The organism is Alkalispirochaeta alkalica DSM 8900, assembly GCF_000373545.1.
Classification (GTDB): Bacteria; Spirochaetota; Spirochaetia; order DSM-27196; family Alkalispirochaetaceae; genus Alkalispirochaeta; species Alkalispirochaeta alkalica.
Genome location: NZ_KB891712.1, coordinates 1 through 16,325 on the forward strand (window position 1 = coordinate 1; position 16,325 = coordinate 16,325).

Genomic DNA, 16,325 nt, shown 5'->3' on the forward strand with positions numbered 1-16,325 from the left:
GGGACCAGGGGGCTGATCAAGGGGGTGTGCCCGAGGGTCTCACCAAAGAGATCTTGCGGTCCTGCCCAAGGCGTACTACCATAGGGGCATGGGTATTTTTGACACCGTGCGGTTTGACCCTCCCCGGGCGTGCGTAAATTGCAGGACCGCCATTACGGAGGTTCAGACCAAGGTTTTTGAGCCGGGGCTCCGGGAGTATCACGTGGGGGATCTCATTCAGGGGTCGCCCATTCTCAGCGGCGTGATCCGGGAGGAACTCTATTGCCCGGGGTGCGCGGGATCGGATCACCGGAAACCCCAGTTTGTCTGGTTTTCCCTGTGGCATACCCTTCTGGTGGGGGTCTACGATACCCCCCGGGAGGCCGAGGCGCGGTTGCAGGAGGTGGATCGGGCGGAACTCCTGGACTATCTTGCCCGCCACCAGCAGGCGGCNCTGACCTGGCACGATCGCTTTTCACGGCTCTACGGCGAATTGCAGAACTACCAGGATTATCTGCGGGCCTCNCCCCAGGAGCAGCAGGATCGGGAAAACATGCGGTTCTTCCGGATTCGGGAGATCCTGGCAACCGATGATCCCCTGGCGGCGCTGATCAGCAGCAACAAGCCCCAGAACCCCGAGGATGAGACCGAGGTGGGGGACGAGGGGTAACGCGGCTCCCGGGTGGGGCTGGAGGGTGAGTCCTGGGGCTGCGAATCGTGCGCACCANGCGTTCAGGTGGCTGGCCCCGGTGCGCGAGGGCTTGACACCCCGACGAACCCCGGATAGCCTCAGGTCTCAATATGATCACGATTGAGTGCCCCTGGCGGGGCTGGTTTACAGAACATTGTTCGGAACGGCGAAGGTCCACAGGCGGNCCTGTTGTTCCTGTTGAAATGGTGGCACCGGAATTTCCGGTGCCATTTTTTTTGTCCTCCGCCCCGGGCAGGTGCCCCGTCGGGGAGTGGGGACAACCGGCACGAGGAGGCAGACCATGAGCGGTCACGCCCCCTTTGTGGGAAGGTCCCTGGCAGTTATCGAGGACATGAACCACCAGGAGCGGCTGTATCTGTACCAGCAGGCGCGACGCCTGAAGGAGGCCATGGCAGCGGGTGACCAGTCCGGGCTGGACCGCTTCAGGATAAACGATCCNGATTTCGGGTTCTACGAGGTCTTCCTGGAGGACAGCACCCGCACCCGGGAGTCCTTCAAGAACGCGGCCCATTTTCACCGCATGAAGTTCTCCGAGTTCAACGCCGAGAGCTCGTCGTTCAACAAATCAGAGAGTTACCTGGACACCTTTTCCAACCTGGTGGGCTACGGAAACAGGATATTTGTGGTGCGCAGTCGCCTGGAGGGGGTCTGCCGGCATCTTGAAGAACGCCTGCAGGAGTACCGGCGGAGGCACAGCCTCCCCTGGCCCGTTTCCTTCATCAACGCCGGTGACGGGCGTCACGAACACCCCACCCAGGAATTGCTGGACGAGTTTACCTTTCTGGAAGACCTGAACTGGTCTCACGAGAAGATCCACCTTGCTCTGGTGGGCGATCTCTATCACGGCAGGACCGTNCACTCCAAGGTACGCGGTCTCGGGTTGTTTCAGGAGGTCCTGGTTGATCTGGTGGCGCCCCGGGAGCTCTCCATGCCGGCCCACTACGTGGAAGAGATGCGGAATCAGGGGTTTCAGGTGCGCGAGTACGGGTCTATCGCGGAGTACCTCTCGTCGGGTAGCGGCGTGGGGGGTGTGGCCCCCCAGTGGTATTTTACCAGGCCCCAGCTGGAGCGGATGGGAGACAGGATTCTCCGGCGTCAGGGTGAACTCCGGGCGGCCATCACCTTCGATCCCGCCGACAGGGGGAAGGTGCCCCCGGGAACTCGGTTTTACCATCCCCTGCCGAGACATCGGGAGTATCCCACCATTCCTGTTGCGCTGGACGATACCGAGCTGAACGGCTGGGAACGGCAGTCTGCCAACGGCTGGATCGTGCGAATCGTTCTGCTGGCGATGCTGGGGGGGCGAATCGGTCAGGACTACCAGGGCCCTCTGGGTTCTGTCCCGGTGGAGGAGGAGCAGTGCATCACCGAACTTCCCCTGGATGGATCGGGCCCCAAGCGGTATTCCGAGGGAATCAGGCCGATTCGCGATGGTCTGGTGCTGGACCACGTCTGCGCCGGGGATTCCGCTCCGGCGATCAGGGAACACCTGGCAACGCTGATCCGGGTCATGGANCTCCACGGACCGGGAGGAGAGTGGGTTTCCACGGGCGAGAAGAGCGGGACCAAGGGACTGCTCTTTCGGCCGGGGCACCCCGTGCCCGACGAGACGATGATCAGAAAGCTGGCCGCCGTTGTCCCGGGAGCAACGGTGAACGTGATACGCCACGGCGAGGTGCAACGGAAGATTCGTCTGGGTTTTCCCCTGAGGATTGCGGAGTTGCCCGAGCTGGTCTGCCGGAACGAGGCCTGTATCACCCACCCCGCCAACGGCGAGCAGATTATCCCCCGGTTCCGGCGAACCGGCACGGACCAGTACAGCTGTGCCTATTGCAGCAGAACCCACAGCTTTCAGGACATATGGAAATGATCTATCCGCAGAAGGGGCGGACACAGCAAGGGAGACGAGATAATGAGAGATGACCAGAGCGGGACGGAACAGAATGCTGAAACGGTGCGGCGCGAGATAGCGGCCTTCGCCCTGGAGATCGGGGCGGTACGGCTCTCCCCGGAAGAGCCCTTCACCTGGGCCTCGGGGTACCGCATGCCGATCTATAACGACAACAGGTTGCTCATGCGCTATCCCCGTGGCCGGGCCCTGGTTCGTGCGGGCTTTCTGGCTCACGCCGGTCTGGGCGCGGCTGATTCCATTCAGGCCGTGGCGGGGACAGCCAGCGCGGGGATTGCCCCTGCGGCGGTTCTGGCCGAGGCCCTGGGTATCGATTTCTATTACGTCCGGTCCAGCGTGAAGGGTCACGGGCTGGCCCGAAAGATCGAAGGACTCAGCAGGGAGGAGGCGCTCCTGGAGAAACCCCTGGCGGGCCGTTCGGTTCTGCTCGTGGAAGACCTGATCTCCACCGGAGGGAGCGCCCTGGCTGCGGCCGAAGCGCTCCAGGAGGCGGGGGCCAACCTTGTGGGGTGCGGGGCCATTTTCTCCTACGGCTTTGACGAAGCCCCCCGANCCTTNTCGCGCCTCGCCCCGCCCTGTCCGCTCTGGACGATCTTTGATCTGGAGTTTCTCCTGGGTGTGGCGGCCGAAGACGGCGGTNTGAGTCAGGAAGATATGGAGACGATCCGCCGGTGGCGGGAGGATCCCTTCGGATGGGGAGAAGGGCGATGAACAATTATCGTGATACGCTCCGGGAGTCGGCAGTTCGGGCAGGGTCTCTCCTCTGCGTTGGTATCGATCCCGTGCTGGAATGGCTCGGGTGCGGCCGGGAGGAACCGCAACTGGGAGGGCCCCCTCCGGAGGAGGTGATCCTGGAGCACCTTCAGGATTTTCTGGATGTGGTGGACCAGTCGGGGCTCCTGCCGGGAGCGTACAAGCCGAATCTGGGGTATTTCCACGCCCTGGATCGGCCTCGCCAGGGGAATTACCAGGGGTCGCGCACGCTGGCGAAAATTCTGGATCTCCTGGAAGAGCGCCACGGNCATATCCCGGTGATCCTGGACAGCAAACGCGGCGACATCGCCCGGTCCAGCGAAAACTACGCCCGCGAGGCCTTTCAGGTCTGGGGTGCCCAGGCGGTGACGGTCTCGCCCTGGATGGGCGACGACTCGGTGAACCCCTTTTTCTGTGAGGGACGGGGCGTCTACGCCCTGGCCCGGACGAGCAATCCCGGGGCCGCGCGGTTTCAGAACCTTCCGGCAGCCACGTCCCGGGGAGAGGTTCCTCTCTTTCGCGAGGTGGTCCGGGTCGTTCAGGAATGGAGCAGCGCCTTTCCCGGAGCAGGAATCGTCGTGGGCGCCACGGCTCTTGAGGAACTTCGGCAGATTGTGGCGGACCTCGCCGCCGCGCCGGTGCCGCTTCTGATCCCGGGCGTGGGAAAACAGGGCGGTTCCGCCGAGGCAACCCTGGAGGTCCTCCGTTCTGCCGGGTATCCCCTGGAGCTGGTGCGGGTGAACGCCTCNCGGGGCATTCTCTTCCCCTGGTTTCCCGCCGAGGCNCCNCGGAGACGAAAAGAACGGAGGGAGGCCCTGGCAGGAGCCTATCGTTCGATGCATCANGCCCTGGCGATCGGGGATGGCGAGGTTNCGGCGTGAGTTTCCGGGAAGTGCCCCTGGCCACGGTGAGCGGCGTAGCCTCCACCAACCCCGCCATGCTGGACTGGTTTGCCCGGAACACCCTGGTGTCGATCCTCACAACCAAGAGTATCCAGGTGGAACCGAACCCGGGAAACCGGGAACCGATCCTGACCGAGCCCGAACCGGGTTCCTTCGGCAACGCCGTGGGGTTGCGGAACCCCGGGCTGGCCGAGACGGTGCGGGAGCTGCGGGCGCTGGCGCCNCTGAGGAAGGACTGGCCTGCCAGGTGTCGTCTGAATATATCCCTGGCGGGAGGNTCGGCCGAAGAGTTTGCCCTGCTGGCCCGGGAGCTGGCTCCCTCTGCGGACATGCTGGAGCTGAACTTCTCCTGCCCCCACGCCAGNGGGGGCTACGGTGCAGCGATCGGGAGCGACCCGGCCCTGGTGAGGGAATACACGGCGGCGGTCTGCGCCGAAGCGGGTTCGGTGCCCGTCTACGCCAAGCTGACTCCNGATGCGCCNGATCCGGGCAGGATCGCCCGGGCGGCGGTGGAGGGGGGNGCCCGGGGAATCGTGGCGATCAATACGGCAGACCCCCAGGCCTACTACGAGCCCCACTCGGGGGCGTCGATCCTCTCGAACCCCCTGGGAGGACGGGGCGGGAAGAGCGGACGCTGGATTCGTGAGCGCGCCCGGGAGTGCGTGGCCGAGATTCGCCGTGCCCTGGGGCCCGGNATTCCCCTCATCGGGATGGGGGGCGTTGAAACCCGCGAGGACGTGTGCGCCCTCATGTCCCTGGGGGCCACGACCGTGGGGGTTGGCAGCGTCCTTGCGCGCTATCACCAGCGGGANTGGCCGGAGCTGCTCCGGTNCCTGGCGGGGGTTCCGGGAGCAGTGTGCCCTCCGGGAAAGGCGGCGGCGGGCATGGCCTTCACGCCCTTCAGGGTGGTCCACCGGAAGGATCTGGACGATTCCCTCTGCGAGATAACCCTGGAGGGCTCCCTGTCGTATCGGGCCGGACAGGTGTGCTTTCTGTGGCTCCCCGGGGTGGGGGAAAAACCCTTTTCTCCGGCCGATGCCGATCCGCTGCGCTTTCTGGTGCATCGCCGGGGGCCCTTCTCCAGAGCCCTGGGGCAGGTCGAGGCGGGCGATACGGTCTATCTTCGCGGCCCCTACGGCGAGGGGCTTCCCCGGGAGAGCTCCCGGGAGGTTCCCCGGGGTGCGCTTCTGATCGGTGCCGGCAGCGGCACGGCCGTGCTTCCTGCCCTGGCCCGGGAGCTGACAGACCGGAAGATCCCCCTGCGAGTTCTTGTGGGACTTCGCCGGGATGACACGGAAACGCCCCTGGCCGGGACCTTCGGGGCCGTCCTTTCCGGAGAGGACAACCTGCGGATCGTCCGGGACGAGGGAGAGCAGGCCAGGGTGCTCCGGCACCTGGAGCAGGAAGTGGGCNCCCTGGGTGGTGCAGGGGGAGTCTCCTGCTACGTGGTGGGGCCCGAGCCCTTCATGGAAGCGGCCGCCCGGGAGGCCGAGCTGGCGGGGATACCCCCCGAGCGGATCTGGCTCTCCCTGGAGCAGACCATGCTCTGCGGTGTGGGGCTCTGCGGTGCCTGCCAGTGCGGGGGAAACCTCACCTGTATGTACGGAACCTTTGTAACGGCCCGGCAATACCGGGAAGGAGTCTCCCCGTGATCGATCCCCACGTACACCTCCGCGACTGGGCGCAGTCGCANAAAGAGACCCTGGCCCACGGTTTTTCCGTGGCCTGGCGGGCAGGGCTTTCGGCGGTCTTCGAGATGCCCAACACCGACCCGGCCATGACCAGCCGGGAGACGTTGCAGCGGCGTATCGCCGACGCCGACCGGGCCNTGGAATCGCTGGATGGNGCCGGGGGGCTCTTNCACGGAATCTACGGTGGAATCACGGCGGACCCCGACCAGGTGCGGCANATTGCAGCGGCCCGGGATGAGCTCTTTCCCCGGGTGGTGGGGCTCAAGCTTTTTGCGGGTCACAGCACGGGTCGCATGGGAGTTGTTACCGTGGNCGAACAGGATCTGGTCTGGAAAACCCTGGCTGGCGCCGGGTACCGGGGGGTAGTGACCGTTCATGCCGAGCGGGAAGATCTGCTGGAACCGGAGCGGTTCAGCCGGGACAGGCCCGAGACCTGGTCCGACGCGCGGCCCGGTCTGGCCGAGATCGCCTCGGTTCAGACCCAGATCGCCCTGGCCGAGGCAGCAGGGTTCCGGGGGACCCTCCACATCGCCCACGTGACACTCCCCGAGACGGCGCGGATCATCGCTGCCGAGGGCCCGGGGCTCCCCTTCCGCCTCACCGGGGCGGCCACACCGCACCATCTGATGCTTACCCGGGAGGACCGGCAGATCGTGAACCCTCCCCTGCGCAGCGAGAAGTCCCGGAGCGAGCTGGTGCAGTCTCTGGTGCGGGGCGACCTGGCGTGGCTCGAGAGCGATCACGCGCCGCACACGGCCCGCGACAAGGCCGAGGGTGCGGCGGGCCTCCCGGGGATCCCCGGGTTTCGTCGTGCTGCCGAGGAGCTCCTGCGGGGTCTGGTCTCACCGGAACGGTTCGAGGCGATCACGGGCGGCACGGTCCGGGAGGTCTTTGACCTGCCCCGGGATCTGCTCCGCCCGAACCCGCTGGCCCGGGAGGGCGCCTTTGGAGCGGCTGAGTACCGGGAGCTCGCCCGGGAATACCCCCTCGACCCCTATTCAGGGCCGTGGTGTGCGTCCTGCTGAGAGGCCCTGGTGGGGGCCGCCGAAACCCCCGGCAGGACCGCGGGAAAGGTGATGGCGAAGCAGGGTTCCTCCTCCCGGTGGATCGCCAGGGCGCCCCGGACTTTCCGGGCCAGGCTCTGGACCAGGGTGAGCCCCAGACCGGAGCCGGCCCCCCCCGGCTCCAGGTGGTCCGGCAGAGGGGCCCCGTTATTGCGTACCCGCAAGAGGTGTCTCTCTCCTGGCTCGGGGGTTTCCAGAAAGACATCCACCGTTCCTTGCGTCTGATCCTGCCGGGGAAAGGCGTGTTTCACGGCGTTTGTCAGAAGTTCGTTCACGATCATTCCCAGGGCGATGGCGGTGCTGCTGTCCACGGTGATCTCCCGCTGGTCCCAGTGGAAGGAAAAGGCCAGGGACGAATCGAAGGAATCTCTCAGTTTTCGGACGATCTCTTCCAGGTAGCGTGAGAGCCGGACCTCTTCGGAGGACGACTCCTGGTGGAGCGATTCGTAGACCGTAAGAACCGCCTCGATCCGGCGGCGTGCGTCCTCCAGGGCGCCGGTGACGGAGGAGTCCTCCTGCTGTGTCGCCTGGAGCGAGAGGAGGCTCACCACGGTGGCCAGGTTATTCTTGACCCGGTGTTGCACCTCCTTGAGCAGGAGGTCCCTGGTCTCCAGCTCCTCCTGATCGGCCGAGACGTCGTGCTGTATGTCCACGTAGCCGATGATCTGCCCCTGACGATCGGTGATGGGCGATATCTTGATCTGGGCCACGAAGGTGCTGCCGTCCTTGCGACGGTTCCGCAAGCGCCCCTGGTAGGTCTGTCCCGACCTGATCGTCTCGAGGATTTCCTGCTGAATTTCCTGGGCCTGCTCCTCGGCATTGAAGATGCCGGGGCTCTTCCCCCGTACTTCCCCGGTGGTCCAGCCGAGATGCTTTTCCGCAGCGGGATTCAGGTAGGTGATCCGGTGGTTTGCATCGGTTCGGATCATGGGGTCGGCGCTTCGCTCTACCATGGAAGAGAGAAGGCGCAGGGAGTTTTCCTGCTCCCGTTCCTCGGTGGTGTCCCGGGCGGTGCAGACCACGTATTTTATGCGTCCTTCCCGGTCGAACCGGGGTTTTTTGGTTATTTTCAGGAGCCGCCGGGCACCATCGGCCCTGGGGGCCCAGCGTTCTTCCGTGATTTCTGTGGCCGAGGAGAAAACCTCCCGGTTTCCGTCGCGGAAGGCGGCGGTCTCAATGGGGTGGTGCTGGATTTCCCCCTTGGGGCGCCCCAGGAAGCGGGCGTGGGCATCGTTGATGGCTCCGTAGGTGTCGGGCCCGGAAAGATACCAGATGTGGATATCTACGCTGTCCAGGAGGATTACCTGGTCGCTGATATCGCGGTACATCACAAAGAGGGCTTCCTGCTTTCCCTCCAGAAAGATGGGTCGAGCCGAGATGGACACTTCCAGGGGGGTGCCGTCGGCGTGGGTTCTGATGGCGTTCACCGCGAGGGGTGTCCCCGAAAGGACGATCCGGGAGTAGGCCTCGGCCTCCCGGGCCTGTTCGTCGGAGACGATGAGATCGTTGATGTAGCGCCCCCTGATGGCCGCGCAGGGGTACCCGAAGAAGGTTTCGAAGCGGCGGTTCACCGTAATAACCCGGTCGTGATCGTCCAGAACGGCGGCAGCTTCGGGTATCCCCTGGAAGAGCTGGTAAAAGAAGGCAGGATTCTTGAATGGTTCCACGCCGGAAGCTCCCTTGTGGCGAGTGTAGGTCGCTTTCAGAAAAAGGTCAAATATAGGGACGGAAGGGCAGAGAAACAGGACAGAAAAAAAACGGGACGGGCCTGCCGGTCAGAAAGGGACCTGCAGGCTCCGTCCCGGGTCTGGTTCGGTGTCAGCGCTCCCGGTCTTCCGCGAGCATGGCATTGATCGACCGCGCCGCGCTCCGTCCCTGCCCCATGGCCAGAATCACCGTGGCCGCCCCCAGGACGATATCGCCTCCGGCGAAGACCCGGTCCATGCTGGTCTTTCCTGTCTCGTCGGCAACGATGTTTCCCCAGCGGTTGGTTTCCAGCTCCGGGGTTGTGGCTGTCAGGAGGGGGTTCGAATCGTTCCCGATAGAGACGATCACGGCGTTCACCGGAACGGTGTACTCGCTCCCGGGAACCGCCACGGGCCGGCGCCGGCCCGATTCGTCGGGTTCTCCCAGCTCGTACTCCAGCACCTCGATCGCCTGAACCCGGTCGTCCTGGTCCCCCAGAATGCGGGTGGGGCTCCGGAGAAAGTGAAAGATCACCCCCTCTTCCTCGGCGTGGTCGACCTCCTCGGCCCGGGCGGGCATCTCTGCCCGGGTCCGGCGGTAGAAGAGGTGAACCTCCCTCGCGCCGAGCCGCACCGCCGTGCGCGCCGCATCCATGGCCACGTTTCCTCCCCCGAGAACGGCCACCACGGGAGCATCGAAGATCGGTGTGGCCGCCTCGTCGCGGTTGTAGGCCTTCATGAGGTTGCTTCGGGTGAGAAACTCGTTGGCCGAGAAGACCCCCACCAGGTTCTCCCCCTCGATGTGCATGAACTTGGGCAGGCCCGCCCCGCTGCCGATAAAGACCGCGTCGAAGCCATCCTCCTCCAGAAGTTGCTTCAGCGTGCGGGTGCGCCCCACCAGAAAGTTGGGGACGATCGAGACACCCATCGCCTCCAGCGTTGCCAGTTCATCCTGAACGATCCGTTTGGGCAGTCGGAACTCGGGGATGCCGTAGACCAGAACCCCTCCGGGTTTATGGAAGGCCTCGAAGATCGTAACGGCGTGGCCCTCGCGCCGGATATCGGCGGCGGCGGTGATGCTGGCGGGACCACTCCCGATGATCGCCACGCGGCGTCCCGTATCGGGTTGCACCCGGGGAGCCCGGGAGCTTCCTGCAGCCCGGTCCGCCACAAATCGTTCCAGACGGCCGATAGAGACCGAGGCGAAGGGGTCCTTCAGGGCCTTGCCCACGGTGCAGGGGGCCTGGCACTGGACCTCCTGGGGGCAGACNCGGCCGCAGATCGAGGGGAGCAGGCTCGTTTCCCGGATAACCTCCAGCGCTGCCTGGTAGTCTCCCCGGGTTATCTCGCCGATGAAGCGGGGAATATCGATCGCCACGGGACACCCGGCAATACAGGGGGCNGTGGGGCACTGGAGGCAGCGCTCTGCCTCNATCCGGGCCTGTTCCTCGGTGTAGCCCAGGGCGACCTCTTCCATATTGCACCGCCGTTCCCGGGGATCCTGGGCGGGCATCTCCTGCTGGGGCAGGGCCATGCGTTCCTTCGGTTTCAGGGGTGCCTGGTGCAGCCGTTCCCGGAGGACCTCCCATTCTTTCTCTGCACTACGCCGGAGTTCTTCGGGGGTCTGGTGGCTCATGAGGTTCCTCCCTGACGGCAGATATCGCGGGCGCCTCTCTCCTGATCCCTGAAACTCTGGAGGCGTTTCATCATATTGTCAAAATCAACCAGATGGCCGTCGAACTCGGGGCCGTCCACACAGACAAAGCGGGTTTCATCCCCCACAGTTACGCGACACCCGCCGCACATACCCGTGCCGTCCACCATGATGGTATTCAGGCTCACCACGGTGGGAACGGCGAAGGGGCGGGTCGTTTCGGCGGCGAACTTCATCATGATGGGNGGGCCTATCACAAAGACCTGATCCACAGGAGAATCGCCGCTCCGGCAAAGTTCCTGGAGAGGCTCCGTTACCAGCGCCTTTCGNCCGGCGCTTCCGTCGTCGGTTACCACCAGGAGCTCATCTGCCANGGCGCGCAGTTCCTCTTCCAGGATAAGGAGCTTCGCCGTACGNGCTCCGATGATAATGGTGAGGCGGTTGCCCAGACGCCGCAGCTCCTGGGCGATGGGGTACATGGGGGCAGCGCCGATCCCGCCGCAGACGCAGACCACGTGGCCCACCCGCTCGATATGAGANGGCTGGCCCAGNGGNCCCAGGATCGCGGGGATCGTCTGGCCCTCCTGGAGGGTTGCCAGGTTCCGGGTGGTGGCCCCCACAGCNTGAAAGATCAGGGTGATCGTCCCCGCCTCGGGGTTTGCGTCGGCGATGGTCAGGGGAATTCGCTCGCCAAACTCCAGATCTGTCTGGATCAGCACAAACTGGCCCGGTTTCCGCCCCCGGGCGATCAGGGGAGCCTCAAGCTCGAAGCGGTATACCAGCTCCGAGAGCTGCTCTTTCTTGACAAGGGTGTGCATGTTGCGCGCCTCCTCTGTGCAGGCAAGGGTATCGGCAGGGTTATCCGCAGCAGGAAGAAGGGGGTGCTGCAGTTGCCGAAAAATCGAATCCCACCACCTGGCTGATACTGTGGGTTGTGGCGGAGAGAAGCTCCACCGTTTTTTCCCGGACCTCAAGAAAGGATTTCATGGCCGGGTGGTTCTGCATCTCCGACTGGAGCGATCGTATCCCGGTGATATCCTCCTGGGTGAGGGTTCCATCGATCTGCTTGTTATGAAGGGCCTGGGCCAGCCGGGTATACTCCTGGCGCAGTGTCAGGAGNTCCCGGTTTTCCTGAAACTCCCGCGACGCGTCCTGGTATTCCCGGACCAGCTCTTCCTGTTCCAGTGCCCTGGCCAGATCCTCTGTTGCCTGTTGTAGTTCCTGGGTCATGGTATATCCTTTCCGGGGNATCGCTCCCCGGGCTGGTCAGCAGCAGCCGCCGGCCGTTTTGGTGAGTTCTGCCAGGTCGAAGCCCAGGCACTCGGTGAGGCGGGCATTGGCGGAGCGAACAAGGGTAACCAGCTCCTCCTGGGAGGCGAAGAAGCGGGAAAGCACGGGGTTGGCGTCAACCTCTTCCTGGAGTGTTTCTGCTTCCAGCGAGGGAGGGGCCTCGCCGCAACCGGAAGAGCTGCAGCTCCCGGCGCTGGCGCAACTGCCCTGCTGGGCTTCCCGCAACTGGTGCAAGAGGTGCTGGGCGTCGGGGTCGTTCTGGTAGGCCTCGGCCGCAGCGAGGTACTCCCGGTATTCCGGGGACTCCCTGAGGGCGCGGGCAAAGGTATGGGCCGCTTTGGGCAGATCTGTGTCGGCGGTCATGGTGCGTGTCTCCTGGTACGTAATCTCTCCGCAGGATAGCACNATCAGCTTTTCTTTCACCACCTCCCGCCGGGGGAACCTCCGGGAAGGTGATCAGGGTCTCACCAGCCGGAGGCCGTAGCCGTAATACCGGAAATGGGGAACCCCCTCGCTGCGGTTTGCCACCGCCAGGTTCACGGAGAGGCTCATCCATCCGCCACCCCGGAGCGTNCTGAGAGGCGAGGGCTCCTGGTTATGGTAATCCTCGAGCGGGTTCGGGGGGAGCGGGCCCCAGAAATCGTGGGTCCATTCCCAGACGTTGCCGCTCATATCGTGGAGGCCNAGCTGATTTGGCNGTCTGGTGCCGACAGGGCGGGGCGTGCCCCCGCTGTTGCTGTTGAACCAGGCGTGGTCGGCCATGGCCNCCCCCTCGTCGGGTGCGCCCCTCTCTCCGGCAAAACGCTGGCCGTAGCCCTGACTGTTTACTTTCCGGGGATTCAGGGCGTCGGCCCCCAGGGCGGCCCACATCCACTCCATCTCTGTGGGCAGGCGGTAGCCGTCGCCGAACCAGTCGACGGTGAGGGCATCCCACGCCTCGTGGGGGGCCAGGGGGATATCCTGGTAGGTCAGGGTCTCGAAGTTCACACCCTCTACGCGGTAGAGGGGATCGAGCCCCTCGGCGATACTGAGCTTGTTGGCGAAGGCCACCGCATCGTACCAGCTCACCTGCTCCACGGGCAGTCTCCCGCTGTCCGGTGCGTCGGAAAAATGGCTGGGATTTACCCCCATGATCAGCGTGAACTGCTCCTGCGTCACCGGAACGGTCCCCATGAGGAAGGGGCGGCTGATGCGGGTNTCCCCCGCAGGGGATCCGTCGCGGAGAAAGGTTCCGGCGGGAACCTCCCTGAAGGAAAACCCCAGAGGGCTGACCCAGGGCTGCTCCGCCTCCAGGACCCACCGGTCGCGCCGGGTCAGGGTTGTCTCCAGCTCAGCCAGAATTTCTTTCAGGGTCTCCCGGGAAAACCCGAAGGGCTGCCGGTAGCTCCAGAGAATCGCCTCGGCAACATCGAGGAGGGCATCGGTTCTGGTTGCAGCCAGCACCCAATGGTTGCCCGCGCTGTCCTGATGGTGCTCCCGGACCCGAGGGGAATAGAGGGCGAGCTCGCCCGAGAGGGCCTGGGGGTGCAGAAAATGGTCGGATATGTCCAGAAAAAACCGCTGGGGATCGCGGGTACGGAGGCTCAGGTGGGACCTCATGGCCCGGCTGACCTGGAGTCCGATGTCCTGGCTGGCCCGCTTCTCCGCTGCAGCCTGGCTTGTGCCGGACCCCAGGCCGAAGAAATACTCCTCCTGTGAATCCTCCCGGGGCGGAGCTTCCACCCAGGAGGGGTAGCTCTCCCGGGCAACCCGCGTCAGCTGTGCCTCGGGACGGGGTTCTTCCTGCGTGCCGGGAGCCTCGGAGGTCGAGGCACAGGCCACCAGAAACAGTACCGTTGCAACCAGACANGCCGTCGCCAGAGAGACCCGGCCTGCCCGGGNCGGAGGGGACCATGTCCGGAGCGAACTCCCCGAGGGGGCGCGGTTATTCAAAATGGATTGATATTTCAACACGGCGATTTCTCCCTCCCCCCTCGGGGGTTGTTCCGTCGGTCAGGGGTTGAGCCCCGCCTGCCCCCGCAACGCGGGTGATTTCGAGACCCGAGGCGCGCAGATTGTCGGCCATGATACGAGCGCGCTGCAGCGAAAGCTCCTGCAGCTCCGCCTCCTCTCCGGGCGCCCCCGTGGGGTTGGCGTGGCCCAGAACATCCACAGCCCGGTAGGAGAGGGCCTGGAGTTCCTGGAAGAGGGTGGAAGTCAGGGACCGGAGCGCTGCCTGGTGTTCCCGCGAGAGCCGGGCCGTCTCGGGCAGAAACTGGAAGATCGTGATATGCATCATTTCGGGGGTCTGGACAACCTGAATGTTGTCGCCGTCGTAGTTTTCCAGGTTGAGCTCGCTCAGNCTCCACTGNAAGCGCACGGCCTCGATCACGTCGCGGCTCCGGATCGCCTCCAGGAGCGCCGCAATATTGAACCCGCNCTCCCGGGCGTGGCGCACCGCCGCAGCGTGAATCAGGTGGAGTGCTGAGGGTGCGGGGTATTCCAGAAGGACCCAGGTGGTCCCCCCCAGGGACAGGGTCTCCCGTTCGACTGATCCCCGGAGGGAATTCTCCTCAAAAAAGGAGGACATCAGGGCCAGGGTCTCGAGCAGACGAGGATCCGTTGCACCGATCACGGTAGCACCCGTCCTGACCTGGGCGCGCAACTGGCGGAGGATTTCCTGCCGGGCCGATTCCAGAGCCGCATCCCGAGAGGGCCCNTGGCCCTTTCCGTAGTAGGCATCGTCGGAGAAGGGCGTTCTCCGCGTCCATTCCGGTGCCTCGCCGAAGGCCGGAAGGCACACCCCCAGTGCAAAGACCAGATATATCGTATAACGAACCATTTTTATCTTCCCTTCCACATNAGTCTTCCCCCCCGGGNTCGATATGTCAAGTTTTTTCGGGTCACGACCACGGGAGAGAAGNGAAAAGTTCTCGTGCTGACAGGATATAGATCAGCGGCCACCGGAGGGTTTCGCCGTTTTTCATGACTGAATAAATCCGGCAAGCCTCCGGTATATCAGCTCCGGATGCGAGACGGCCAGTGTGAGCCCGGCGCCGTCGACCGGTTCTATGCAGACGGCGGGGTTGAGCCTCCGGAAAATTTCCAGATAGTTGAGCGGTGTTGTTGGATTACGCTCACCGTGCATGAGAAGCGTGGGGACCTGCAAACCNGACACCAGGGGGCTCCAATCGTCCAGCATCATGCGCAGATCCAGTTCGAACCCGGCGCCAAGTTGATTGAGGTAGAAGCTGTAGCTTCCNATGATNCCGGAGCGAAGAGCAGGCCCTTTCATGACGTCTGCGTCCGGTTCCAGCCCCTTGAAGATAACATCGGTCCAGCGTTCCACGCCCAGGCGCCGGGTGCGGATGGTGAGGAGTCTGGTCATGAGACGTGCCAGCCACGGAGCCTGCCGCGCTGCCTGAATGAAGATTGCCTGGTGCTCCGGCATGACATCAATCTGTTCCAGTTCCCTGAAAGGCGGGGCGGCGGACACCCCAAGAAGGCAGCGCAGGTCTCCAGGGTATCGGCGAAGCCACTCGAGGGCCGGGATGAGGCCAACCTCATGTGCCAGAAAAGCTGCCGGCGTGATTGCTGACTGCACCAGATACGCCTGGAGGTCCCCGACATGGCAGCTCAGGATATCCTCGTCTGCGGGAGGAACCTCTGTTCGTCCGTAGCCGGGCCGTTCTACCGCGTGGACATCCAGGTGGTATTTCCGGGCCAATCGTCTGTCTGCAGCATACTCACCGGCACCGAAGGAGGGGCCATGAAACAGGATGACCGCTTTGCCGGCAGGGTCGCCAAAACGCCGGTATCCAACGGGCCGGCCGTCGCGGAGAAAACTGCCAAGTTCCAGGGGGAGCTCCCGGGTGTTCCGGGGGAGTGGACCACGTTTGAGGCCCACCGTATCTGCGTGGGCCGCAGCGGTAGCAGCAGCTGCGGCCGCCATGGTTGCGGCCTCCAGTTGCGTATCCACGCCCAGTTTCTGCAAAATACTCTTGATCTGCTGCCGTACCGTCCCGATAGCGCGGAAGCGCTGTGCCGCAATCTGTTCGCTGGTTTGTCCGCACGAGAGACCGCTGAGAATTTCGCGCTCGCTTGCCGAGAGGCCAAAGAGCTCAGCCAGAGCAAGATCTACCGAATGGGGCCAGTAGTTCTGGAGTGCCCTGAGGAGAAAGGCCCGGTATCCGGGGCTGTAGGTGCCGGAAAAGAGGACCGGAACCTTCCGTGAGGATGGTGTGGTGCAAAAGGCCTTAATCAGGCTCGCCCCGGGGGCTGTTGCAAGACGCCGGGCAAAGCGGTCGAACTCGTCTCTGCTGATTTGCAATGCGCGTAACCCGTCGCCAATTGCCAGGCCGAACAGGGCCGATGCCGGTGCGTTAGCCGCCAGAATCTGACCGGACCTGGCCAGTGCCAGTGCTGCAGCACCGTGATTGTTTACCAGCGAGTACAACTGGTCGTCTGCTGCGCTATCTGCCTCCAGCTCGATGAGCGCGGTGGAGAGTTCAAGCGCGATATGGGGCGGCAGCTCGTTGGCACGTTGCAGGAGCGGCATCAACGCACGAGAGAGGTGCTCGAAATCCTCCGCACCGGTGGCCACGGCGCGCACCAGCTCCTTCAGGCGTGGTGAACGCTCCTGCCCGGAGGGGGTGTCCTGGGAAGATCCCGGGGTTCTGATAAGCATTGCCTCGATAATATACTACC

Annotated in this window: 12 protein-coding genes; 4 read left to right on the plus strand and 8 right to left on the minus strand. The window is 64.2% G+C overall.

Features of this window, described 5'->3' with window-relative positions; all coding sequences use genetic code 11:
* Positions 1-971: 971 nt before the first annotated feature.
* The 4 genes from pyrB to B071_RS16775 all read left to right on the plus strand — a co-directional run bounded on the left by pyrB (position 972) and on the right by B071_RS16775 (position 5,907).
* Positions 972-2,561 carry an aspartate carbamoyltransferase gene (gene pyrB / locus B071_RS0108695; RefSeq protein WP_018526711.1) on the plus strand — a complete coding sequence of 530 codons (1,590 nt, stop codon included), beginning with the start codon at positions 972-974 and terminating at the stop codon, positions 2,559-2,561.
* A 204-nt stretch (positions 2,562-2,765) separates the two neighbouring features.
* Positions 2,766-3,311, plus strand: coding sequence for an orotate phosphoribosyltransferase (locus tag B071_RS0108700; RefSeq protein WP_438829665.1), 546 nt, complete (start codon positions 2,766-2,768; stop codon positions 3,309-3,311).
* Entirely contained in the window at positions 3,308-4,234 is a 927-nt protein-coding gene (gene pyrF, locus B071_RS16770; protein WP_018526713.1) for an orotidine-5'-phosphate decarboxylase, read from the plus strand. Before B071_RS0108700 ends, pyrF begins: the two co-directional genes overlap by 4 nt.
* Positions 4,235-4,260: 26 nt before the next feature.
* A complete protein-coding gene (locus B071_RS16775) occupies positions 4,261-5,907 on the plus strand; it encodes a dihydroorotate dehydrogenase (protein WP_438829666.1) in 1,647 nt (548 codons plus the stop codon).
* A gap of 1,033 nt (positions 5,908-6,940) precedes the next feature.
* Here B071_RS16775 and B071_RS0108720 read toward each other — a convergent pair.
* From B071_RS0108720 to B071_RS0108760, 8 genes are all read right to left on the minus strand, one after another.
* On the minus strand, positions 6,941-8,677 hold the full coding sequence (locus B071_RS0108720; RefSeq protein WP_018526716.1) for a sensor histidine kinase: 1,737 nt from the start codon (positions 8,675-8,677) through the stop codon (positions 6,941-6,943).
* 151 nt (positions 8,678-8,828) lie between these two features.
* Positions 8,829-10,331: an NADPH-dependent glutamate synthase gene (gltA, locus tag B071_RS0108725; RefSeq protein ID WP_018526717.1), complete on the minus strand. Its 1,503-nt coding sequence runs from the start codon at positions 10,329-10,331 to the stop codon at positions 8,829-8,831.
* Positions 10,328-11,167, minus strand: coding sequence for a sulfide/dihydroorotate dehydrogenase-like FAD/NAD-binding protein (locus B071_RS0108730; protein ID WP_018526718.1), 840 nt, complete (start codon positions 11,165-11,167; stop codon positions 10,328-10,330). The genes gltA and B071_RS0108730 overlap by 4 nt, the downstream gene beginning before the upstream one ends.
* 40 nt (positions 11,168-11,207) lie before the next feature.
* A complete protein-coding gene (locus tag B071_RS0108735) occupies positions 11,208-11,579 on the minus strand; it encodes a YlbF/YmcA family competence regulator (protein WP_018526719.1) in 372 nt (123 codons plus the stop codon).
* 36 nt (positions 11,580-11,615) lie between these two features.
* Positions 11,616-12,002, minus strand: coding sequence for a YlbF/YmcA family competence regulator (locus B071_RS0108740; protein WP_018526720.1), 387 nt, complete (start codon positions 12,000-12,002; stop codon positions 11,616-11,618).
* 93 nt (positions 12,003-12,095) lie between these two features.
* Positions 12,096-13,238 (minus strand): formylglycine-generating enzyme family protein, encoded by a 1,143-nt coding sequence (locus B071_RS18475; RefSeq protein WP_438829667.1) that lies wholly within the window; start codon positions 13,236-13,238, stop codon positions 12,096-12,098.
* 325 nt (positions 13,239-13,563) lie between these two features.
* Entirely contained in the window at positions 13,564-14,460 is an 897-nt protein-coding gene (locus B071_RS0108755; RefSeq protein WP_018526722.1) for an OmpA family protein, read from the minus strand.
* Positions 14,461-14,601: 141 nt separating this feature from the next.
* Positions 14,602-16,305, minus strand: coding sequence for a LuxR C-terminal-related transcriptional regulator (locus B071_RS0108760; protein ID WP_018526723.1), 1,704 nt, complete (start codon positions 16,303-16,305; stop codon positions 14,602-14,604).
* Positions 16,306-16,325 lie beyond the last annotated feature (20 nt).